The following is a 21,659-nucleotide window of genomic DNA, read 5'->3' as shown; positions in this document are numbered from 1 at the left end:
GCCGGACCACCAGCGCGGCCAGCTCGTCATACGACGGGCGGCGATCCGGGGTCTTCGGCACCCAAAGATCATCCCATCACCAGGGCGGTACTCACACCCAGATGATCAAGAACTGCTGAATGCATACGGCACGTCAGCGTCCAGCTCATACCGGAGATCGCGAGTTCGGTACCGGACGCTTACGAACAGGCCCGCAAGTACCTCACGCACTACCTGGACGGCTGGAACATCTCCATCTTCATTGGCACGGCCAGCCAATTCTGCGAAGAACTGCGAGGGCGGATGACATGACACCCGTGCGGCGCGCTGATGGACGGGCCGGCAATCCCTACGTGGGGATGCGCCCCTATTACCAGGACGATCACAACCTCTTCTTCGGCAGGGAAAGCGAGGCACGTGAGGTTGCGACGATGTGGCAGGCCACCGGCCTGAGCGTGCTGTACGGCGCCTCCGGCGTCGGCAAGACATCCCTCCTGCACGCCGGTGTCCTGCCACGGCTCGATCCGGAACGGGCCGACGCGCTGCCCGTGGGCAGAGTTTCACCGGGCCGGGTGCTCCATGCCTCCCAGCCGGGGAATCCCTATGTCCTGGCCCTGCTCGCCTCGTGGGCACCGGATATCCCCCTCTCCGGTTTCGCCGGCATGACGATCTCCGACTACCTGAGCCTTCGGCCGGAGAAGGTCGACCGCTATGGCGATCCCGTGCTGGTCCTGGCGGCCGTGGACCAGGCTGAGGAGATATTCCAGGGTCCGACGTTCAGGGAGAACGAGCGCGCCGAGTTTCTCGATCAACTGGCCGCGGCCATGCGCACGCACGAAGGTCTGCACTTGCTTCTCGCGTTGCGCGAGGAGTATCTGTACGCGGTCCTGCCGCATGAGCAGGTGCTCGGCCAGGGCACGCGATCAAGGTTGCACCTGAAGCCGCTCAGCCGCGAGGCCGCCCTGCAGGCCGTGGTCAACCCGCTGGAGGGTACGGGAAGGTCCTTCGTCTCCGGCGCCGCCGAGCTGCTGGTATCCGATCTCAGCACGGTTCTGTTCACCAACGACGACGGCGTTGAGACCATCCTCTCGCTGGACAGCGTTGAGCCGGTCCAGTTGCAGGTGGTGTGCTCCGCGCTCTGGACGTCGCTGCCCCCGGAGGTCGGCCGGATCACTCCGGAACACGCCAGGGCCTATGCCGACGTCGACAGATTCCTCGTGCGCTTCTGCAAGACGGTGATCGACGAGGTGGCCGAGGAGCACCGGGTGCTGGCCGGTGAGATCCTGCTCTGGCTGCGCAACACCTTCATCACCGAACACGGCACTCGCAGCACCGCTTACGAAGGGCTGCGCGAGACCGCTGGCATGCCCAATTCGATAGCCCGCGCGCTTGAGGACAGGCACGTGCTGAGGGCCGAGCATCGACTGGGCATTCGCTGGTACGAGCTCCAGCACGACCGGCTGATCGGCCCGATCAAGCAGCACGAAACACCTGCCGTCTACCTGCGGGAAGCCCGAGACGCCCTCGAGCGTGAGAGCTGGCCGACGGCTCGCGCCCTTGCGGGGGAGGCGATCCGAGTCGCGAGTGACCAGGGCAGCTGGATTCACGCGGAGGCCACCGAGATATACGGCGTGGTGGCCGCCGCCCAGGGGGATGTCGAAGCGGCCCATGCCCACTTCGACAAGGCGCTGGAGATGTTCGCCGTGCGACAGCAGTTCGGCGGCGTGGCGCGGGTTCTGACCGCCGACGGCAAGCTGCTCCTCGCGCAGGGGAAGGTCGAGGCGGCGATCGAGCGGCTGAAGACGGTCCAGGCGTGGGAGAGCAACAATGTCCAGGCCAAGCTCGCGCTCGGCGAGGCGTTGTGGGCGGCGGGACAGCCCGGCGCCGCGCTGTCCCATCTGAACGGCGCGCTGGCGTTGTCGGATCAGCCGCCGGTCGCGGCGCTGGCCCTTCGCGGCGAGATCCTCGCCGACATGGGACAGGCGGAGGCGGCGCTACGCGATCTCGATCGAACCGCGGTGCGGCGGAACCAGCAGCCGGGCACCCTGGCCGCCAGGGCCCTTGCCCTTGCCCTGGTCCGGCGATTCGACGCGGCGGAGCAGGAGATCCTCGACGCCACGGCTCCGGGTTCCGCCAACGGCCCTGTCCTGCATCGCGCCGCCCGCGTCTACGCGCTCCTTGGCCGTAACGGGATATCTCATGACTACGTCACCCAGGCTCTGCGTGCCACCGAACCCGGGCTGCCGTCGCACCTGCGCGAGCAGGCCTTGCTCCTGGCCCGAGAGCCCGCCTGATCTGGTCCGGCGTAGTCACCCCTTCACCGCGCCGATGATCACGCCCTTCGTGAAGTGTTTCTGGACGAAGGGGTAGATGATCAAAACGGGGATCAGGGCGACCACGATGATGGCCATCTTGATGGCCAGGTTCGGGGGGAGGGCGCCGGCGGCGGAGTCGTACGTGCGGGTGTTGGGGACCAGGTCCATGCCCTGTTGCACGTACTGGCGGAGGATGAGCTGGAGGGGCCATTTGGAGTTGTCGTTGATATAGAGGACGGCGTTGAAGAAGGCGTTCCAGTAGCCGACGGCGTAGAAGAGGCCGATGACGGCGGTGACGCCTTTGGACATGGGCAGGACGATGCGGCCCAGGATGCGGAAGTCGCCGGCGCCGTCGATGCGGGCGCTGTCGATGACCTCGCCGGGGATGTTCATAAAGAAGGCGCGCATCACGACCAGGTTGAAGGCGCTGATCGCGGACGGCAGGATCAGTGACCAGTAGCTGTCGATCAGGCCGAGCTCGCGGACCATCAGGTAGGTGGGGATCATGCCGGGGGTGAACAGGAAGGTCAGCAGGAACAGGAACAGCAGCGGGCGGTGGAACAGCGAGTTGGTGCGGGACAGGCCGTAGGCGGCCAGGATGGTGAGGCCCAGGCTGACGGCGGTGCCGACGAGGGTGACGCCGGTGCTGACCAGGACGGCGCGGGTGACCACGCCGCCGCCGAAGAGCTCGCGGTAGGCGTCCAGGGAGAGGTCGGTGGGCAGGGTCACCAGGCCGCCGGCCGCGGTGACGGCCGAAGCGGTGGACAGGCTGGTGAGGATCACCACGTAGATCGGGTAGATCATGACCAGCACGATGAGGGTCAGCGTGAAGCCTTTGAGCGTCAGCCCGAAGAGGGTGGGCCGCTCCTGCCAGGTCGGTCGGTTATTCATGATCGTTTGTAGATTCCCTGTTCGCCGAACCGGTGTGCCACCTTGTTGGCGATCACGATGAGGATGAGGCCGACGACGCCCTTGAACAGGCCCGCCGCGGCGCCGTAGCTCCACGCGCCGGTCATCAGGGTGCGCCAGTAGACGAAGGTGTCGAGGACCTCGGCCGCGTGCGAGCCGACCGCGTCGCGTTGCAGGAAGAACTGCTCGAAGCCGACGTTGAGCGCGTCGCCCAGACGCAGGATGAGCAGCAGCAGGATGACTGGCCGCAGGCCGGGCAGGGTGATGTGCCACATCCGCCGCCACCGGGACGCGCCGTCGACGGCGGCGGCCTCGTAGAGGTTCTGGTTGATGGCGGCCAGGGCGGCCAGGAAGATGATCGTCCCCCAGCCCGCGTCCTTCCAGACCGACTCGGCGGTGACCAGGACGATGAACGCGTCCGGGTTGGTCATGATGTCCCAGGGTTCGTGCCCGTGCTGCCGCAGCGTCTGGGCGAGCAGTCCGGCGCCGCCGAGGATCTGCTGGAAGAGGCTGACCACCAGCACCCAGGAGAAGAAGTGCGGCATGTAGACGATGCCCTGGATGAACAGGCGCAGCTTCCGGGAGAGCACGCTGTCCAGCAGGATCGCCAGCCCGATCGGGATGGGGAAGTAGAAGATCAGCTGGAATGTGGTGATCGTGACGGTGTTGCGGAGGGCCTGCCAGAACTCGGGGTCGGACAGCAGCCACTGGAAGTTGTACAGACCCACCCAGGGGCTGCCGCTGATCCCGTCGTACGGGGTGTAGTCCTGGAAGGCGATGACGTTGCCCAGGGTCGGCACGTAATGGAAGACCAGCACCAGGCCGAGGGCCGGGAGCGTCATCACCAGGAGCTGCCAGTCCCGCCGCAGCCGCGCGAGGAAGGGCATCTTTCCAGGGCGGGGGCCGGGGCCGGCGGGTGAGGTCAGGTCACCCGCCGGTCCCGAGTCGGTACGGCTCCGCGAGCGGCTCCTAAGCACGGCCATTGTCGGTGAGGACCTTCTGGTAGAACTCGCGGCCCGCGTCGCCGCCGCCCTTGCGCCACTCGTCGATGGCCTGGGACAGCGTGCTCACGTCGCGGCGGCCCCGGATGATGTCCGTCACCTTGTCCTCGAAGGGCTTCACGGCGGCGGTGAAGTCGCCGGGCTCCTGCACCCGGATGCCGTCGAACGGGTCCTGGTGCCGTACCTGGACGGCGGAGTTCCACCAGGTGGTGGCGGCCTGCACGTAGTTGGGGTGGGCCTGGGATTCGAAGATCGGGTCGACCCGGCCGCCGAGCCAGACGTAGCTGCCGACGATCTCCTTGGGGCCGAGTTCGGTCTGCTGCGGCGCGCCGGTCGCGTCCCGGGTGAAGTGCTTGCCCTCGACGCCGTTGTTGAACAGCAGCTGCTCCTGGGTGCCGAAGGGGGAGGAGAAGTAGTTGAACAGTCCCAGCAGCTCCTCGATCTTCTCCTTGGGGGTGCCCTTCTTGATGAAGGTGTAGCTCGGGTCCTGGTTGACCCGGTATTCGGGCTTCCCGCCGTCCCCGCCGAAGATCGGGACGGGCTCCATCCAGAAGTCGGGGTTCTCCTTGGACATCTGGATCAGTGTCTCGGCCCAGAAGCTGAAGCCATCCGAGGTCACCAGCATCTGACCGGACTTGAACAGCTCCTTGGCGTCGGCGGCCTGCTTGGCGGACAGCACGTTGGGGTGGACCAGACCGTTGTCGACGATCTTGCGCATCCACGCGACCGTGGCCTCGTACTCCGGCGTCTCGTACGCGTGGACGAGCTTGCCGCCGTCCTTACGCCACTTGCGCGGCACCCGGAAGATCTCCCGCATGATCTCGAAGATGTCGCCGAACGCCCAGCGCTTCTCCTTGGGGTCGGTGACCTGCTTGCCCATCTCGAACAGCTCGTCGGCGGACTTGGGGGCGGTCAGGCCGTACTTGTCCCAGAGGTCCTTGCGGTGGAAGAGCACCAGGCCGAACATGGGCGTCGGCCAGGCGGGGACCGCCTTGAGCTTGCCGCCGAAGACCGAGTACTGCCAGGCCAGCGTGGGAATCGCCGCCAAAGCCGGATATTTCGTAGAAATATCGCCCGCCAGGTACGGCGTGAGGTCCTCGAACAGCCCGTCCACGGCCTTGGAGTAGTCCGGCACGGCGGTGAGCGCCCACCCGGGCACGGTGGTCACGTCCGCGACGTCGCCTCCGGCCAGCAGGGTCGGCAGCTTCTCGTGGATGGTCATGCCGTCGAGGTAGTTGAAGTCGATGGTGGCGCCGATGTCGGTGTTGACGGCGTCGTAGTAGGAGTTGCTGCCCAGCGGCGGCGGCAAGGGGCTCCAGGTCGGCACCATGACCTTGTAGCTGCCGCCCTTGCCGGGCTTGGCGGTGATCGAGTCGACGAGCGTGGCCGGATACTTGAGGAAGCCGTCCCGGCCGAAGCCCGGCACGCTGCTGGTGATGTCGGGCTTGACGACCTGGAGCGGGACGTACTTGGGGATCAGGGCGGTGAGCTTGTCCATGGCCGCGGCGGTCGCCTTGGCCGCGCCCGGCTTGGGCCCGGCGGGGGCCGCGCAGGCGGATAGGGCGGTAAGGGCGACGAGCCCTAAGAACCCGCGCCTGGTGGGGGATTGCGTCACGACGCGCTCCCTTCCTTTAGGTTCGTACGTGCGAAGAGGGGTGTTGGAGAACGACATCCACGCGATAGAGTTAGTTCGTCTTTCGACCAAACAAATTAGTCCAGGGTGGCGGTTACCACAAGGTTTCGCCCCGGCGGGACCCCCGGGACCCGATCACAGATTGATGACAGAGGCCGGATCGGGGGCACATGAGGCATGATGAGCCCGAGCAGGAACGGGGCTGACTTTTGATCACACCGCAGACATCGCACCATGGGCCTCAGCCGGCCGACTTCACCGACGTCCGCGCCACCAACCTGGCCGTCGTCCTGCGGTTCGTCCGCGAGAACTCACCCTGTTCCCGCGCGGACATCGCCGCGTCCACCGGCCTGAACAAGGCTACGGTCTCCAGCCTCGTGGCCGATCTGATCGACCGGCGCCTGCTCCGCGAGACCGGCCTCACCGAGAACCGGGTGGGCCGCCCGGCGACCATGCTGGTGCTGGACGGCTCGCCGTACGCGGCGATCGGCATCGAGGTCAACGTGGACTACTTGACGGCGGTCGCGGTCGACCTGAAGGGCGAGGAGCTGCTGTCTTGGCGGCGATCCTTCTCGGGAGGCACGGCTTCCGCGGGCCAGGCGGTGGTCGGAATCGCCGCCATCGCCCGCCGCGTGGTGAGCCGGATGGCGAAGGAGGCCCGCCAGGTGCTCGGCCTCACGGTCGCGGTGCCGGGCCTGGTGGACGTGAACGGTTCAGTGCGGCTCGCCCCGAACCTCGGCTGGCGCGACGTCGATCTGTGCGGCGACCTGACCAAGGCGATGCGCGATCCGGGCTTTCCGGTGATGGTCGACAACGACGCCAATCTGGGCGCGCTGGCGGAGCTCCGCTTCGGCCCGCACGGCGGCGTGAACGACCTGGTCTACCTGACCGGCGAGGTCGGCGTCGGCGCTGGCGTGATCATGGATGGACGGCTGCGGCGCGGCGGCCAGGGCTATACCGGCGAGATCGGGCACATCGAGATCGACCCGAGCGGCCCGCTCTGCCAGTGCGGGCGGCACGGCTGCCTGGAGGCCATGGCCGGGATCGGCGCGGTGCTCGCGCCCGGAGTGTCGCCGTCGGAGCTGGAACCCGAGCTCGACGAGGTGCTGCGGCGGGCCCGCGCGGGTGACGCCGAGATCCTCGCTTTGCTCGACTCGGTCGGCCACAACCTCGGCAAGGGCGTGGCGATCGTGGCGAACACCCTGAATCCCGAGGTCATCGTGCTCGGGGGATATTTCGTGACGCTGGCCCCCTGGGTGCACAAGCGCGCGGAGGAGGAGATGTTCCGCCGCTCGATCGCGCCCGGAGGCGGCGGCTGCCGCCTGGTCGTCTCCACGCTCGGCCACGGCGCGGGCGCGCTCGGAGCCGCTGCTAGGGTCCTTGATTCAGTCGATTCGGGACGGCTACCCGCGCTGACCTAGCCGGGTTGCTCGCCGTTATCCGGCGCCGTTCACGTGCGTGATGGTTCTCGCCGCACCGGCGCCAAGACCGGCAGCTGCAGCCCGACAAATGGGTCTTGACCGGAAGTTCCTCAAGCGGGACCCTTCGGTTGTGAGGCCGATTTCATCCGGGTGAAACCTATCGAAGCGCTTCGACAGAAGCGCCTTCTTTTGCCCGTCCATCGAAGCGCTTCGACACATGAGGATGGTGGATCCACATGACCGAGCCGTTCCGCGATCCAGGCCTGCCCACGCGGACCCGGGTCAGCGACCTCGTCGCCCGGCTCACGCTGGCGGAGAAGATCGGCCTGCTGCACCAGTACCAGGCGCCGGTCGACCGGCTCGGGCTCAAGCCGTTCCGGACCGGCACCGAGGCGCTGCACGGCCTGGCCTGGCTCGGCCCCGCGACCGTGTTCCCGCAGGCGATCGGCCTGGCCAGCACCTGGAACCCGGAGCTGGTGCGCGGCGTGGGCGCGGCCACCGCGGACGAGGTGCTCGCCTTCCACCGCAAGGATCCGGCCGGGGCGGGCCGCAACGTGTGGGCTCCGGTGGTGAACCCGCTCCGCGATCCGCGCTGGGGGCGCAACGAGGAGGGCTACTCCGAGGATCCGTGGCTGACCGGCGTGCTGGGCACCGCGTACGCGACGGGCTTGCGCGGGGACGGGCCCGTGCTGAAGACCGCGCCGACGCTCAAGCACTTCCTGGCCTACAACAACGAGACCGACCGCTGCGTCAGCTCCAGCAACCTGCCACCCCGGGTGCTGCACGAATACGAGCTGCGCGCCTTCCGCCCCCCGATCGAGTCGGGCGCGGCGGTCGCCGTGATGCCCAGCTACAACCTGGTCAACGGCCGCCCGGCGCACCTGTCCCCGCTGATCAACGACGTCCTGCGCACGTGGACCGGCGAGGACGTCCTCGTGGTCAGCGACGCGTACGCCCCCGCGAACCTCTTCGGCATGCAGGCCTACCACGCCGACCCCGCCGAGGCGTACGCACACGCGCTCAAAGCGGGCCTGGACAGCTTCACCCAAGATGACGCGAACCCCGAAGCCACCCTGGGTCACCTCAGGACCGCCCTCGACCGCGGCCTGATCACCGAGGCCGACATCGACACCGCGGTCCGGCACGCGCTGTCCATCCGGACCAGGCTCGGCGAGTTCGACCCGGTGGAACCGCAGGAGGAGATCAGCGAGGAGGTCGTCAACTGCACCGAGCACCAGCGCCTGGCCCGGGAGGCGGCCCGCCAGTCGATCACGCTGCTCAAGAACGACGGCCTGCTGCCGCTCTGCGCGCCCAAGCGGGTGGCGGTGATCGGCCCGCTGGCCGACGTGCTGCTGGAGGACTGGTACAGCGGCACGTTGCCGTACCGGGTGACGGCCAGGAACGGCATCGCCGAGCGGTGCGAGACGGTCTACTGCGAGGGTGTGGACCGCATCACGCTGCGCGCCGAAGAGGGCTACGTCAGCGCCACCGCCGACTACACCGGCGGCCCGCTCGGCATCGGCGCCTCGGCCGAGTTCGACGTGTTCGACTGGGGCGGCGGGGCGTACGCGTTCCGCAGCGTCGCCAACGGCAGGCACGTCAGCGTGGGCCGGGACGGCGTGCTGGTCAACGACCAGCCGGGCCCGAACGGCTGGGAGGTCAGGCAGACCTTCCGGATGGAGGAGCGCTTCCGCGGCGTCGTGCTCCGCCACATCTCCACCGACCAGTACGTCACCGCCGATCGCGGCACGCTCCGCCTCACCGACGACCCGGACGCGGCCACCCTGCTCGTCGTGGACCTGGTCGAGAGCGGCGCCGCGCGGGCCGCACGGGCCGCCGCGGACGCGGACGTGGCCGTCGTCGTGGTGGGCGACCACCCGCTGGTCAACGGCAGGGAGACCGAGGACAGGGCCGACCTGGCCCTGCCGCAGGGGCAGGAGAAGCTGGTCAGGGCGGTCCACGAGGCGAACAGGGCGACCGTGCTGGTGGTCTCCAGCGGCTACCCGTTCGCGGTCACCTGGGCCGACGCGCACGTGCCCGCGATCCTGTGGTCCTCGCACGGCGGCCAGGAATACGGCCACGCCCTCGCCGACGTGCTGTTCGGCGACGCCGATCCGAGCGGCCGCCTCACCCAGACCTGGTATCGCTCGGCCGGGGAGCTGCCCGACCTGTTCGACTACGACATCATCGCCACCGACGCGACATATCTGTACTACCGAGGCACGCCCCTCTACCCGTTCGGCCACGGCCTCAGCTACACCCGCTTCACCTACTCCGACCTCAGTCTGTCCAGCGACGACCTGGCCCCCGACGACACTCTGACCGTCCAGGTCACGGTGACGAACTCCGGCTGGCGCGCGGGTGAGGAGGTCGTGCAGGTCTACACCCACCAGCAGCGCTCCCGCGTCAAGCAGCCGGTCCGCGCCTTGCGCGGCTTCCGGAAGGTACGGCTCGCACCGGGCGAGAGCCGTACCGTCGAGATCGGTGTCCCGATCGAGGACCTGGCGTTCTGGGACGTCACCCGGGGGCGCTTCGCGATCGAGGACGCCTCCCACAAGGTGCACGTCGGCTCCTCCAGCCGGGACATCCGGCTGTGCGCGCCCTTCACCGTGAAGGGCGAACGCGTGCCGCCCCGGGACCTGCGCGCACTGGACGCGGCCGACCATGACGAGTACGACGGAATAGTGCTGTGTGACGCCGCCAGGGAGCGGGGAGACGCCGTGCGCTCGGCCGGGCCAGGCGCCTGGATCGTGTTCCGCGACGCCGACCTGGACGGCAAGCCGGAGCAGGCCGTGCTGAGCGCCGCCAGCACCGAGGGCGGCGTGCTCACCCTGCGCCTGGACGATCCCCTGCACGGCGAGGTCCTCGGCACGGTCACGGTCAGGCCGACGGCGGGCGGTCACGACTTCGTCGAGGCGGCCACGGCTCTTTCGCCCGCGACCGGCGTGCGCGATCTTTATGTGGTGTTCGAGAACGAGGGAGTCACGGTGCGCACGCTCGGGTTCGGCCGGTGAGGAAGGTGCGTACGGTGACCATCGCCGACGTCGCCAGGCACGCGGGAGTCGCGGTCAGCACCGTGTCGTACGTGTTGAGCGGCAAACGGGCGATATCCGCGACCACCCGGCAGCGCGTGCTGGAGAGCGTGCGCGCGCTGGGATACCACCCCAACGCCGGGGCGCGGGCGCTGGCCAGCAAGCGGGCGAACGTGATCGCGCTGGTGCTGCCGCTGCGGGCGGGCATGAACCTGCCGGTGCTGATGCAGTTCGCCACCTCGGTGGTGGCCACCGCCCGGCAGTTCGACCACGACGTGCTGCTGATGACCGCCGACGAGGGCCCGGAAGGTCTGCAGCGGGTGGCGGCGAGCGCCCTGGTGGACGGGCTGCTGCTGATGGACGTGGAGGTCCGCGATCCGCGCGTGCCGCTGCTGCGCGAGCTGGGCGAGCCGAGCGTGCTGATCGGGTTCCCGGCCGACGCGGAGGGGCTGACCTGCGTGGACCTGGACTTCGCGCGGGCGGGGGCGCTGTGCGCCGAACATCTGGCGGCGGGCGGGCATCGCGAGATCGCGCTGCTGGGCGCGCCGCGCGTGGTCTACGAGCGGGGCACGGGTTTCGCCGAGCGCACGCTGGCCGGGTTCACGGCCGCGGCGAAGGACCTGAAATCGGTCGCGGTGCCGTGCGAGGAGACCTACGACGAGGTCGCCGAGACCGTGAAGATCCTCTTCGACCAGCATCCCGGATTGACCGGTCTGGTGGTGCACAACGAGGCGGCGGTCGGGCACGTCCTGGCCGCGTTGCGCGAGCTCGGCCGATCGGTCCCGGAGGACGTGTCGGTGGTGGCGATCTGCCCGGATGACGTCGCGGAACGGGCGAGTCCCGCGCTCACCTCCGTGCTCATTCCGGCCGAGGATGTCGGGCATCAGGCGGTTAGGCTGCTGATGGCCAAGCTCGACGGCCTTCCTGCGGATTCGATGCTGCTGGAACCACGACTCACGATCAGGGAGAGCACACGTTGACCGTTGCTTCCGGCAATCCCATGCCGACTTCTGGGATCGCTGTGTCCAGCAATCCCATGCCGACTTCTGGGATCGCGACCTTCCCCCAAGGATTCGTATGGGGTGCGGCCACCGCGTCGTACCAGATCGAAGGAGCGGTGCGTGAGGACGGCCGGGGACCATCCATCTGGGACGTGTTCAGCCACACACCGGGGAAGGTGGCCGACGGGCACACCGGGGACGTCGCCTGCGACCACTACCACCGGTATCGCGAGGACGTCGCGATCATGGAAGACCTGGGGCTGCACGCCTACCGGTTCTCGGTGTCCTGGCCGCGCGTGCTGCCCGGCGGCACATTCAACGCCGCCGGCCTGGACTTCTACGACCGGCTTGTGGACGAGTTGCTGGCGCGCCGCATCTCGCCCATCGCCACCCTCTACCACTGGGACCTCCCCGCCGAACTCGACTGGCGGAACCCGGACACAGCGGCGAAGTTCGCCGACTACACGGAGATCGTCCACCACCGCCTGGGGGACCGGGTCGCCACCTGGACCACCCTCAACGAACCATGGGTCTCGGCCTTCGTCGGGTACGGCTCCGGCCGCCATGCCCCCGGGGTGACCGATCCGGCCGCCGCGTTCACGGCCGCGCACCACCTGCTGCGCGCGCACGCGCTGGGGGCGCAGGTCCTGCGCGCGGGCGGCGCGGGCGAGGTCAGCGTGACGCTCAACCTCACGCCGACGGTCGGCGACCCCGAGGTGACCACGCTCATCGACGGCCTGGCCAACCGCCTCTTCCTGGACCCGGTCCTGCGCGGCACCTACCCCGACGACATCCGCGCCCATATCGCGAAATTTACTGATCTGGATTTGGACGATCTGCCGTTCGAGCCGATCGACGTGCTCGGCGTGAACTACTACACGATCGCCCGGCTGGCCGCCGACCCCGCCTCGCCCGGGCACGAGGAGTATCCCGGCAGCGAGGGCATCGCCTGGCTGCCCCCGCACGGCGTGCCCACCGAGATGGGCTGGGAGGTCATCCCCTCCGGCCTGGAGGAGCTGCTGCTGCGGATCACCCGCGACTACCCCGGCACCCCGCTGATGATCACCGAGAACGGCGCGGCCTACGCCGACGTGGTCAAGGACGGCCGGGTGCCCGACACCGACCGCATCGCCTTCCTCGACGGCCATTTCCGGGCCGCCCACAACGCGATCCAGCGGGGTGCCGACCTGCGCGGCTACCTGGTCTGGTCGCTGCTGGACAACTTCGAGTGGGCCCGCGGCTACCACAAGCGTTTCGGTCTGGTACGCGTCGACTACGAGTCCCTGGAACGACTCCCCAAGGACAGTGCCCACTGGTACCGCGAGGTCATCGCCAGAAACGGCCTGGACTAGGTACGGACCCGGGCCTGCCGGCCCGGGTACTCGCGCACCACCACGTCCCTGGGCGTGATCCGCAGCACCTCGTTGTCGGCGATCGCCACCCCGGTCACCTCCGCCCAGAACCGCGGATCGCCGACGAAGATGGCCACCCGGGGGTCGCGCTCCACCGCCTCCCACGCCTCCTCGCCCGCGATCACCCGCAGCTCGCCCGACCGGCTCACCGACGTCACCGCGCTCACCGCGATCGACCGGGGGCCGTCCGGGCCGGTGTAGGAGAGCACCACGCTGCGCGAGAAGGTGACCGCGTGCCTGACCTCGTCGGTCAGGTCCGAGGACGGGCTGATGTCCCCCGTCGGCAGCTCGACCCGGGTCAGCGCGACCCGCCACGGCCCGGGCGTGCCCCGCCACCTGGCCCGGACCGCCCGCGCGCAGAACGCCACCGCCACGGCCAGCAGCGCCAGCCAGGCCCCCTGCCAGGCCCTGGCCATCGCCGGGACGACGCCCGCCACCGCCAGGCAGATCGCCGACGCCACCAGGAAGCCCAGCGCCCCCACCAGCCAGCGGTCTCGCCGGACCACCCCGCGCAGGTTGGCCTTGCGCCCGACCAGCACCATCGCCACCGGCACCGCCAGCGCGGCCAGCGCGATCCAGGGGACCGGCAGCACCGACAAGACCAGCAGCCCCCACCAGGCCCGCCCCGCGATGATCCACAACGCCACGTCCATGTTCCGCCGGGCCACCCGCGAGCTGGAGGCCAGGGCGAACTCGGTCAGCGCCTGCACCGGCCGTCCCCGCCACGCCTCCACGAGCAGCCAGAGCAGCCCCACGGCCACGGGGTTGAACAGGACCAGCCCGAGCGCCCCGGACCACGCCCAGCTGACCGTGTCCGGTTCGGGGAGGGTGGCCAGGCCGACCACGTACGCGGCGATCACGAAGAACGCCACGGAAAGCGCGACGCTCAGCCACAGATCCCGGCCGAGCATGGCGGGGACGTGCGACCAGATCCGGATTTTTCCGGCCTGCCGGAGCGTCACCGCGAGGACGCCGCCCAGCACGACAGCGCCGCCGATCTGCGCTTGCAGGTGCAGGTCGAAGCCCAGCGCGGCCACGGCGACGGCCGTCATGGCGATCGCCAACAGCCCCCTGACCTGCCAGGACCAGACCTGCAACGCCCTTCTCGCCTGGCCGGTCTCGGCCGGGTCGACCTCCCAGGCCGGGTCGTGGTGGACGTCCGGGGCTTCCCAGCCGAGAAAGGTGAGGCCCAGGTTCACCCGGGCCCCGACATGGTCGTGATCGCGGCGCAGTACCGCCCGATACGCGGCGGCCGCCCGCCTGTGGTCGCCTCGCGCCAGTGCGAGATCCCCGGAGAGGGAATGCGGGCCGGGTTCCTCAGGGGCGTACCTGACGGCCTTCTGGGCCTCCGCCCACGCCTCGCGCCAGCGGCCCGGAAGGTGCCGCAGCGCGCCGGCGAGGCGCAGCCGCGCGGCCCAGGAGCCCGGCGCCAGCCGCACCGCCTCCTGGGCCGAGTCGACTGCCTCCCGCGCGCGGCCCAGGCGCTCCAGGGCGAGGCTCGCCAGGCGGTGCCCCCACTCGCCGTGCGGTTCACGATCCACCGCCTGACGAGCGGCCTCCAGCGCCGCCTCTGGTTGGTCGCGGCCGAGCCTGGTAGCCGCAACCGCGCACCAGGACCGAGGGTCGGCACTGTCTTTCGGGGCCGAGTCCTCGGAACCGGTTTCGCGCCGGGCACGCGCGGATGACTCCTCGGCATCGTTCCCCACCCAACGCATGATCCGCCGCCTGTCCCTGATTGCCTAGGTGTCGGACATATACCTATATCTCTCTAGAGAGGTTCTCAGGTGTCAAGCGGGGAGCGAGCCACTTGACGGCCAGGACGTACCGATGTTCAAGGTTGCTGTGCGTGCCGTCGAAGAGTTCGAACACGACGTCCTCGGCGGGCACGCCGGCGGCCTGGACGGCGCGGTGGAAGGCCGTCGCGCCCAGGTCGAGGAAGTATTCGTCGCTCTTGCCCGCGTCGATCCAGATCGAGTGCAGGCCGCGCAGCGCCTCGGGGCGCACCGTCGCCATGGTCACGGGATCATATTCCCGCCATCTGTCCCAGACCTCGGGAAGCAGGTGGCCGAGGTCGTCGAACGGGATGTCAACCGTGCCGTCGGGGTTGGAGGAGTAGGAGGCGGCGTTGCCGTACAGGAGGATCATGTCGTGGCCCGGGCAGCGGCCGCCGGTGGCGAAGAAACGGTCCAGGAAGTTCGTCCAGGAGCCGTCGTACTCGTCCCGGAGGGTGCGGGCGGCTTTGGGGAAGTCGCGCAGGTAGAGGACGTCGAAGAGGGCGTCTCCCGCGTGGGTGGCGAGCGCGCCGAACAGGCCGGGGCGGAGCATGGGGGTGATCATCGCGCCGTAGCCGCCGCTGGACTTGCCGGTGATCGCGCGGTGTTGTTTGCCGGGGAGAGTGCGGTAGCGGGCGTCCACGTACGGGACGATCTCCTCGCACAGGTAGGAGTGGTAGCGGCCGTGGCCGGGGGAGTCGACGTACTGGCTGCCGCCGAGCCGGGTCCAGGCGTCGACAAAGACGACGATCGCGGGCGGCGTCTCGCCCGAGGCGAACAGCTCGTCCAGGAGTTCCGGGTAGTTGCGCCGCCACGCCGACCGGTTGCCCCACATCGTCACCTGCCCCGAGTAGCCCTGGAGCACGTAGATCGACGGGTAGCGGGCGTCGGTGTCGTCGTAGCCTGGGGGCAGGTAGATCCAGAGCGGCCGTTCGTACGGATCGCCGAGGGCGTTGCCGCGCAGCTGCTCGCTGACGATCGTGACCTTCTCCACGCGTCCGGACATTTCAGGACTCCAAGGCATCATGGCCTCACGATATGTGGCCAATCTCGTCCATAAATGTGTGACTTGACTGTTTGCCGGAACGCCTGAGGATCCTTCGGCTATCACCTAAGCTGCCACGCATGTCCACCCGGGCTATGACCCCCTGAGCGACCTATGATTATTTTTGGGCGCGAAATCGGCGGGGCCGGGCGGCGCGCGAACCGGTGGTCGGTCCTGGCGCTGCTCTGCTTCAGCCTCCTGCTCGTCGCCGTAGACGCCACCGTGCTGCACATCGCGGTGCCCGCGCTGACCGCCGCGCTGGAGCCCTCCGCGGTCCAGCTGCTGTGGATCATCGACATCTACTCCCTGGTCGTGGCCCCCCTCCTGGTCACTTTCGGCACCCTCGGCGACCGGTACGGCAGGCGCGCCTTCGTCCTCGGCGGCTACGTCGTGTTCGGCGTGGCCTCGCTGGCCGCCGCGTTCGCCGCCACCCCGATCGCCCTGATCCTGGCCCGGGCCTGCCTCGGCGTCGGCGGCGCGATGATCATGCCCGCCACCCTGTCCATCATCCGGCAGGTCTTCACCGACCGCAGGGAACGCGCGATCGCCCTGGGCGTGTGGGGCGCGGTCGCGGCCGGCGGCGCGGCGGTCGGCCCGATGCTCGGCGGCGTGCTGGTCGAGCACTTCTGGTGGGGCGCGGTCTTCCTCATCAACGTGCCGCTGCTGCTGGTCGCCCTCCCGCTGGCGATCCGCCTGCTGCCCCCGACCACGAGGCGCGCCCACCCGTGGGACGCCCTCAGCGCCGCTCTCTCGGTGGCCGGGCTGCTCGCCCTCGCCTTCGGCCTCAAGGAGGCCGGGTACGGCCACACGATCGGGCGCGGCCCCGCCCTGCTGGTCTTCGCGCTCGGCGTCGCCCTGCTGGTGTGGTTCACCAGGCGGCAGCGCCGCCTGGCCGCGCCGCTGCTGGACATCGGCCTGTTCACCCAGCGCGGCTTCGCCACCGGCGTGGCCTGCGTGCTGCTGGCCATCTTCGCGATGGTGGGCCTGGAACTGATGCTCGCCCAGTACCTGCAGCTGGTGCTCGGCCTGTCGCCGCTGGGCGCGGCCCTGCGGATGGTGCCGCTCATGGTCGCGGCCATCGTGGGCGGCCTGACCGCGGCCCGGCTGCTGGACCGGATCGGCCTGCGCGCCACCATGAGCGGCGGCCTGGCGCTCACCGCGCTGGCCCTGATGCCGGTGCTGAACTGGGGAGTCGAGGACCACCCGGTGACGCTCGCGCTGTGCTTCGTCGGGATCGGCTTCGGCGTCGAGGTGGCCCTGCTGGCCGCCTCCGACACGATCATGGCCTCGGTCCCGGAGTCCCGGGCGGGCGGCGCGGCGGCGATCGAGGAGACCGCCTACGAGCTCGGCGCGGGCCTGGGCATCGCCGTGCTCGGCACCATCACCACGATCGTCTACGCGCCCGCGCTGCTGGTTCCGGCCGAGCTGCCGCCCGATCTGGCCGTGCTGGCGCGCGAGTCGCTGGCCGCCGCCGCCCACGTGGCGACCGAGCTCGGCGGCCCGGCCGGGGCGTCGCTGCTGGCCGAGGCGCGGCTGGCCTTCGTCTCCGGGCTGCACGCGGCCGTGCTCGTGAGCGTGCTGTTCCTGCTGGTCACGGCCGTCTCGGTGGCGGTGCTGCTGCCCCGGCGGCAGGCCGCGCGAGCCGCGGCGCGGGAGCGTGAACGCGTCGCCGCCTGACATGACCGTGCCGGTTATGGGGAGAAATGCATAGGAAGCGTCCCCGAGGAGCTCCAGAATGGTCCCCGTGAACAGAACACTCCACGACCTCGCCTCGCTGGCGGCCCGGATGGGCGTCGGCGGGATCTTCTTCGCCCAGGGCTGGCAGAAGCTGGAGGCCGGCCTGATCGAGACCGGCGGCCAGTTCGCCCAGCTGGGCGCGCCCGCCCCCCGGTTATGGGCGGGCGCCACGATGCTCATCGAGCTGGTCGGCGGCACCCTGCTCATCGCCGGCCTCGCCGTCTCCTTCGTCGGCATGCTGCTGTTCGCCGAGGCGCTCGCGGTGTTCATCCTGACCGCCGGCGACGCCGGGCTGCCGCTCACCGGCGGCGACATCAACCTCATCGTCGGCCTCGGCGCGGCCTCCGTGCTGCTGTCGGTGAACGGCGGCGGGCGGCTCTCGGTGGACCACATGGTGGTCATCAAGCGGCGCGACGCCGAGGAGGCGGACGACCTCGCGGCCGAGGCCGAGGCTGACGCGGTGATCAACGCCCTGCGCGAGCCACGCGCCAAGACCGACCCCGACCCGAAGGGCCCGGTCACGTTCCCCGCGTCCGCGAGCACCTCCGAGGAGGTCACCGAGGCGCTGCCGAAGCCGAGAACGGCCCGGCGGTCCAAGCGGGCCGAGGAGACCACGGAGAGCAAGACCGAGGCTCCGGTGGAGGTCTCCCGCCCGACCGGCGGCGAATCGGGCGACACGCTGGTGGCCGGCCGCCGCACCGGAAAGGCGGATTAGGGCTGCTCTTTCCGCAAGGCGGCGATGGTTGTCAGCGCGCTCACATCACGGCTATGCGTCCAACAGGATGGCAGGTCGTCGGCTTGCTCGCCGTTATCCGGCGCCGTGCAGGCGGGTGATGGCTCGCACCGCACCGGCGCCAAGAGCGGCACCAGCATCAGGCGTTCCAAGCGGCTTGGTCAGGGACCTGGGGGTCGTGGTGGAGACGCCGAGGCGGCACCGGCATTGGGCGTTCTAGGCGGCCACGGAAGGCGGCAGCTGGTGGTCGAAGCGGAGAGAATGGCGTGATGGGTAGCGAACTGCCGGTTATTGATGTTTCGCCGCTGCTTGCAGGGGAGTCTGCCGCGACTGTCGCTCGGCAGATTGAGGCGGCTTGCGTGGATAGTGGCTTCTTTTACATCAGCGGCCATGGGGTGCCGGCCGATCTGATCGCCCGGATGGACGCGAGTGCCCGGCGGTTCTTCGAGTTGCCGCTGGACGCCAAGATGAAGATCTCGATGGCGCATGGAGGGCGGGCCTGGCGGGGGTTCTTCCCGGTGGGCGGGGAGCTCACCTCGGGGCGGCCCGATCTCAAGGAAGGTATCTATTTCGGAGCGGAGCGGGAGCCTGACGGGCGTCCGCTGAGTGGCCGGAATCTCTTCCCTGACGAGGTGCCCGAGTTGGGTGCGTCGGTGCTGCGCTACCTGGACGTGATGACTGAGGTGGCCCAGGCGGTCATGCGGGGAGTCGCGCTGAGCCTGGGGCTGGACGAGGACTACTTCGCGACGGGCTACACGGCCGACCCGACCATCCTGTTCCGGATATTTCACTATCCGCCCGCTTCGGCGGACGACGGGTGGGGCGTCGGCGAGCACACCGACTACGGGCTGCTCACCCTGCTCCTCCAGGACGACAACGCGGGACTCCAGGTGCACAGCGCGCGCGGCTGGATCGACGCGCCGCCGATCCCCGGCACCTTCGTCTGCAACATCGGCGACATGCTCGACAAGCTCACCGGCGGCCACTACCGCTCCACCCCGCACCGGGTGCGCAACGCCAGCGGCCGGGAGCGGCTGTCCTTCCCGTTCTTTTTTGATCCCGGCTGGGACAGCGAAGTGCCACCCCTGCCGTCCCGCCCCCGGCTGGACGGGGGCAGGGCCCGCTGGGACGGACAGGATCTCAGGGCTTTCACCGGCACATATGGCGATTACCTTCTGTCCAAGGTCGCCAAGGTATTTCCGCAACTCCGGGCCGACGTGCTGGACTGACGGATTCGGGGCAGCGGAGAAGACGCGCCGAAACTCGCTGGGGCGTCCATTCGGCGCTTCGGTGCGATATAACCGGGGGCGGACCGGGGAGGCGTCATGCGGGAGGATGGCCGGGCCCGTCCCACGGGACGCGCGGCAGCACGGGACCTGTTCGAACAGGTGCGACTTCGCTATTTCCACCTCCCGCCGTTCGCCAGACGGGCGGTCTTCATCGGCGGGCTGATCGGCGCGCTCGCTCTGGCGGTCGCCTTCGGGTGGTCGCTGTGGAGCACGTTTTTCGTCACCGTCATCCTGCTGGCCTTCCTCGCGCTGGCGCTGCGCTTCCCGCGCGCCGCCGCGACCACGCTGGTGGTGGCCGGGTGGACCGCCGTGTCCCCCCTGGCGCTGCACGCGCTCAGCGGCCAGGGCGCGACCCCCTACGTGCTGTTCATGCTCCTCCTGCTGGGCATCCTCGTGGCGGCGGCGGCGCATCTGATCCGCTGGGTGCCGCCCTGGCTGACCGCGCTCGCCGCGCTGGCACCCGCCGCCGTCGTGTGCTTCGCGATCTCCTCGATCTCCTTCGCCGCCGCCATCTGGGGTGCGTACGGCATCTCGGCGGTCGCCCTGGTGTTCAGGTTCGTCCAAGCCCGGCGCGTGAAGGCGGAACTGCCGGCGGAGGAGCAGCCGGTCCAGCAGCGCGGCCGGGCGGGCGGATTCCAACCCGCTCCCCGCGACCGGGGGCCGAAGGCGCCGCCGCCCATCACCGTCGAGCAGGCGCTCGGCGAGCTGGAAGGCATGATCGGCCTGACCCCGGTCAAGGAGCAGGTGCGCTCGATCGCGGCCTCCATCGAAGCGTCCCGCCTGCGCAAGGAGGCGGGCTACAACACCGAACCGCCAATGGGCCATTTCGTCTTCGTCGGCCCGCCCGGCACCGGCAAGACCAGCGTGGCCCGCAGCCTCGCCAAGATCTTCTACTCGTTCGGGCTGCTGGAGACGCCGTTCGTGGTCGAGGCGCAGCGCGCGGACCTGGTGGGCGAGTATCTCGGGGCCACCGCCATCAAGACCAACGAGCTGATCGACCGCGCCCTGGGCGGCGTGCTGTTCATCGACGAGGCGTACGGGCTGATCAACTCCGGGGACGGGCAGCCGGACCGGTTCGGCCAGGAGGCCGTGCAGACGCTGCTGAAACGGGCCGAGGACGACCGGGACCGGCTCATCATCATCCTGGCGGGATACGAGAAGGAGATGGCCACGTTCCTGGGCTCCAACCCGGGGCTGTCCAGCCGCTTCTCCAGCCGGGTGAGGTTCCCCAGCTACGACGCCGACGAGCTGCTGGCGATCACCGAGTCGCTCCAGGCCGGGCGCGGCGACCGGCTCGCCCCCGAGGCGCGGCCGGTGCTGCGCGGCCTGTTCGAGGATGTGCACCGGCGCGGCCTGGTCGACGAGCTGGGCAACGCGCGGTTCGCCCGCAGCGTCGCCGAGGCGGCCTCGCAGGCCAGGGACGTCCGGGTGGTCAGCGCCGGGGGCGCGCCCCGGGGCGAGGACCTGGTCACCACCACGGCGGCCGACGTGACCAAGGCGTTCCACGAGATCACCGCGCGCTTCCGCGGCTACCAGGCCACGCCGACGCTGGAGGACGCGCTGCGCGACCTGGACCGGATGGCCGGGCTCGAACCGGTCAAGCGGCAGGTGCACGCCATCACCGCGCAGCTGCGGGTGGCCCGGATGCGGGAGGAGCAGGGGCTGCCGGTGCAGTCGCAGATGCGGCACTTCATCTTCGCCGGGCCGCCGGGCACCGGGAAGACGACGGTGGCCCGCATCCTGGGGCGGATCTTCTCGGCGCTCGGGCTGCTGGCCAAGTCCGACGTGGTCGAGGCGTCCCGGGCCGACCTGGTCGGGCAGCACCTGGGGGCGACCGCGATCAAGACCAACGAGCTGGTGGATCGGGCCATCGGCGGGGTGCTGTTCGTGGACGAGGCCTACAGCCTGGCCAACACCGGATACTCGGGTGGTGACGCGTTCGGCCAGGAGGCCGTACAGACGCTGCTGAAGCGGGCCGAGGACGACCGGGACCGGCTGGTGATCATTTTGGCGGGTTACGAGCGGGAGATGGACGGCTTCCTGGCCACCAATCCCGGGCTGGCCAGCCGGTTCAACCAGCGGGTGGCGTTCCCTTCGTACTCGCCGGACGAGCTGGCCGAGATCGCGGCGATGACCGCCGCGACGGCGGGGGACCGGTTCGACCTGGCGGCCACCCGGGACCTGGCCGACGTGTTCGCGTGGGTCTGCCAGGAGCGGCTGATCGACGGGCTCGGGAACGGGCGGTTCGCCCGCTCGCTCTACGAGCGGGCCGCGTTGCGGCGCGACGTGCGGCTGGCCGAGCAGAGCAGCGCCAGCGCGGCGGAGCTCGTCACCATCACCAGCCAGGACGTTCGCTCGGCGGTCGACGAGCTGTCCTGAA

The 21,659-nt window shown here is 69.8% G+C and carries 14 protein-coding genes; 9 read left to right on the top strand and 5 right to left on the bottom strand.

The window, feature by feature from the left end:
• The first annotated feature begins 287 nt into the window (after positions 1-287).
• Complete coding sequence (locus ABGB08_RS09485) at positions 288-2,273, top strand: tetratricopeptide repeat protein (RefSeq protein WP_347588473.1); 1,986 nt, start codon at positions 288-290, stop codon at positions 2,271-2,273.
• Between the two features lie 15 nt (positions 2,274-2,288).
• Here the strand turns inward: ABGB08_RS09485 and ABGB08_RS09480 are convergent, their stop codons facing one another.
• The 3 genes from ABGB08_RS09480 to ABGB08_RS09470 are packed head-to-tail and all read right to left on the bottom strand — an operon-like array spanning position 2,289 to position 5,819.
• The gene (locus ABGB08_RS09480) at positions 2,289-3,185 is read right to left on the bottom strand and encodes a carbohydrate ABC transporter permease (RefSeq protein ID WP_347588471.1); all 897 of its coding nucleotides are present in this window, start codon (positions 3,183-3,185) and stop codon (positions 2,289-2,291) included.
• Complete coding sequence (locus ABGB08_RS09475) at positions 3,182-4,186, bottom strand: ABC transporter permease subunit (protein ID WP_347588469.1); 1,005 nt, start codon at positions 4,184-4,186, stop codon at positions 3,182-3,184. Before ABGB08_RS09475 ends, ABGB08_RS09480 begins: the two co-directional genes overlap by 4 nt.
• The gene (locus ABGB08_RS09470; protein WP_347588467.1) at positions 4,173-5,819 is read right to left on the bottom strand and encodes an extracellular solute-binding protein; all 1,647 of its coding nucleotides are present in this window, start codon (positions 5,817-5,819) and stop codon (positions 4,173-4,175) included. Before ABGB08_RS09470 ends, ABGB08_RS09475 begins: the two co-directional genes overlap by 14 nt.
• Before the next feature lie 227 nt (positions 5,820-6,046).
• Here ABGB08_RS09470 and ABGB08_RS09465 point away from each other — a divergent pair, with 227 nt between their 5' ends.
• The 4 genes from ABGB08_RS09465 (at position 6,047) to ABGB08_RS09450 (ending at position 12,643) form a co-directional block, all read left to right on the top strand.
• On the top strand, positions 6,047-7,258 hold the full coding sequence (locus ABGB08_RS09465) for an ROK family transcriptional regulator (protein ID WP_347588465.1): 1,212 nt from the start codon (positions 6,047-6,049) through the stop codon (positions 7,256-7,258).
• 236 nt (positions 7,259-7,494) lie between these two features.
• The gene (locus ABGB08_RS09460) at positions 7,495-10,272 is read left to right on the top strand and encodes a glycoside hydrolase family 3 C-terminal domain-containing protein (protein WP_347588463.1); all 2,778 of its coding nucleotides are present in this window, start codon (positions 7,495-7,497) and stop codon (positions 10,270-10,272) included.
• A 14-nt stretch (positions 10,273-10,286) separates the two neighbouring features.
• Positions 10,287-11,270 (top strand): LacI family DNA-binding transcriptional regulator, encoded by a 984-nt coding sequence (locus tag ABGB08_RS09455; RefSeq protein WP_347588461.1) that lies wholly within the window; start codon positions 10,287-10,289, stop codon positions 11,268-11,270.
• Between the two features lie 56 nt (positions 11,271-11,326).
• Positions 11,327-12,643, top strand: coding sequence for a GH1 family beta-glucosidase (locus ABGB08_RS09450; protein WP_347588459.1), 1,317 nt, complete (start codon positions 11,327-11,329; stop codon positions 12,641-12,643).
• Here the strand turns inward: ABGB08_RS09450 and ABGB08_RS09445 are convergent.
• Entirely contained in the window at positions 12,640-14,409 is a 1,770-nt protein-coding gene (locus ABGB08_RS09445; protein ID WP_347588457.1) for a hypothetical protein, read from the bottom strand. The two genes, ABGB08_RS09450 and ABGB08_RS09445, sit on opposite strands and share 4 nt — an antisense overlap.
• A gap of 52 nt (positions 14,410-14,461) precedes the next feature.
• Complete coding sequence (locus ABGB08_RS09440) at positions 14,462-15,481, bottom strand: alpha/beta hydrolase-fold protein (protein ID WP_347588455.1); 1,020 nt, start codon at positions 15,479-15,481, stop codon at positions 14,462-14,464.
• Between the two features lie 153 nt (positions 15,482-15,634).
• On the opposite strand from ABGB08_RS09440, the gene ABGB08_RS09435 reads away from it, so the two are divergent.
• The 4 genes from ABGB08_RS09435 to ABGB08_RS09420 all read left to right on the top strand — a co-directional run bounded on the left by ABGB08_RS09435 (position 15,635) and on the right by ABGB08_RS09420 (position 21,658).
• Positions 15,635-17,197, top strand: coding sequence for an MFS transporter (locus tag ABGB08_RS09435; protein ID WP_347588453.1), 1,563 nt, complete (start codon positions 15,635-15,637; stop codon positions 17,195-17,197).
• A 67-nt stretch (positions 17,198-17,264) separates the two neighbouring features.
• Positions 17,265-17,972, top strand: a complete 708-nt coding sequence (locus tag ABGB08_RS09430; RefSeq protein WP_347588451.1) for a DoxX family protein — start codon at positions 17,265-17,267, stop codon at positions 17,970-17,972.
• A 287-nt stretch (positions 17,973-18,259) separates the two neighbouring features.
• A complete protein-coding gene (locus tag ABGB08_RS09425) occupies positions 18,260-19,219 on the top strand; it encodes a 2-oxoglutarate and iron-dependent oxygenase domain-containing protein (protein ID WP_347588449.1) in 960 nt (319 codons plus the stop codon).
• Positions 19,220-19,315: 96 nt separating this feature from the next.
• Positions 19,316-21,658, top strand: a complete 2,343-nt coding sequence (locus ABGB08_RS09420; RefSeq protein WP_347588447.1) for an AAA family ATPase — start codon at positions 19,316-19,318, stop codon at positions 21,656-21,658.
• The last annotated feature ends 1 nt before the right edge of the window (position 21,659 follow it).

The sequence above is a fragment of the Acrocarpospora sp. B8E8 genome (assembly GCF_039871605.1).
GTDB lineage: Bacteria > Actinomycetota > Actinomycetes > Streptosporangiales > Streptosporangiaceae > Acrocarpospora > Acrocarpospora macrocephala.
The sequence above is the reverse complement of the archived record's forward strand: the minus strand, read 5'-3'. Positions and strand labels throughout refer to the sequence as shown.

What these genes read in the sequence shown, in the direction of transcription:
- ABGB08_RS09485 (WP_347588473.1), top strand. Translation starts at nt 288, where the DNA reads ATGACACCCGTGCGGCGCGCTGATGGACGGGCCGGCAATCCCTACGTG.
- ABGB08_RS09480 (WP_347588471.1), bottom strand. Translation starts at nt 3,185, where the DNA reads ATGAATAACCGACCGACCTGGCAGGAGCGGCCCACCCTCTTCGGGCTG.
- ABGB08_RS09475 (WP_347588469.1), bottom strand. Translation starts at nt 4,186, where the DNA reads ATGGCCGTGCTTAGGAGCCGCTCGCGGAGCCGTACCGACTCGGGACCG.
- ABGB08_RS09460 (WP_347588463.1), top strand. Translation starts at nt 7,495, where the DNA reads ATGACCGAGCCGTTCCGCGATCCAGGCCTGCCCACGCGGACCCGGGTC.
- ABGB08_RS09450 (WP_347588459.1), top strand. Translation starts at nt 11,327, where the DNA reads ATGCCGACTTCTGGGATCGCGACCTTCCCCCAAGGATTCGTATGGGGT.
- ABGB08_RS09440 (WP_347588455.1), bottom strand. Translation starts at nt 15,481, where the DNA reads ATGTCCGGACGCGTGGAGAAGGTCACGATCGTCAGCGAGCAGCTGCGC.
- ABGB08_RS09435 (WP_347588453.1), top strand. Translation starts at nt 15,635, where the DNA reads ATGATTATTTTTGGGCGCGAAATCGGCGGGGCCGGGCGGCGCGCGAAC.
- ABGB08_RS09425 (WP_347588449.1), top strand. Translation starts at nt 18,260, where the DNA reads ATGGGTAGCGAACTGCCGGTTATTGATGTTTCGCCGCTGCTTGCAGGG.
- ABGB08_RS09420 (WP_347588447.1), top strand. Translation starts at nt 19,316, where the DNA reads ATGCGGGAGGATGGCCGGGCCCGTCCCACGGGACGCGCGGCAGCACGG.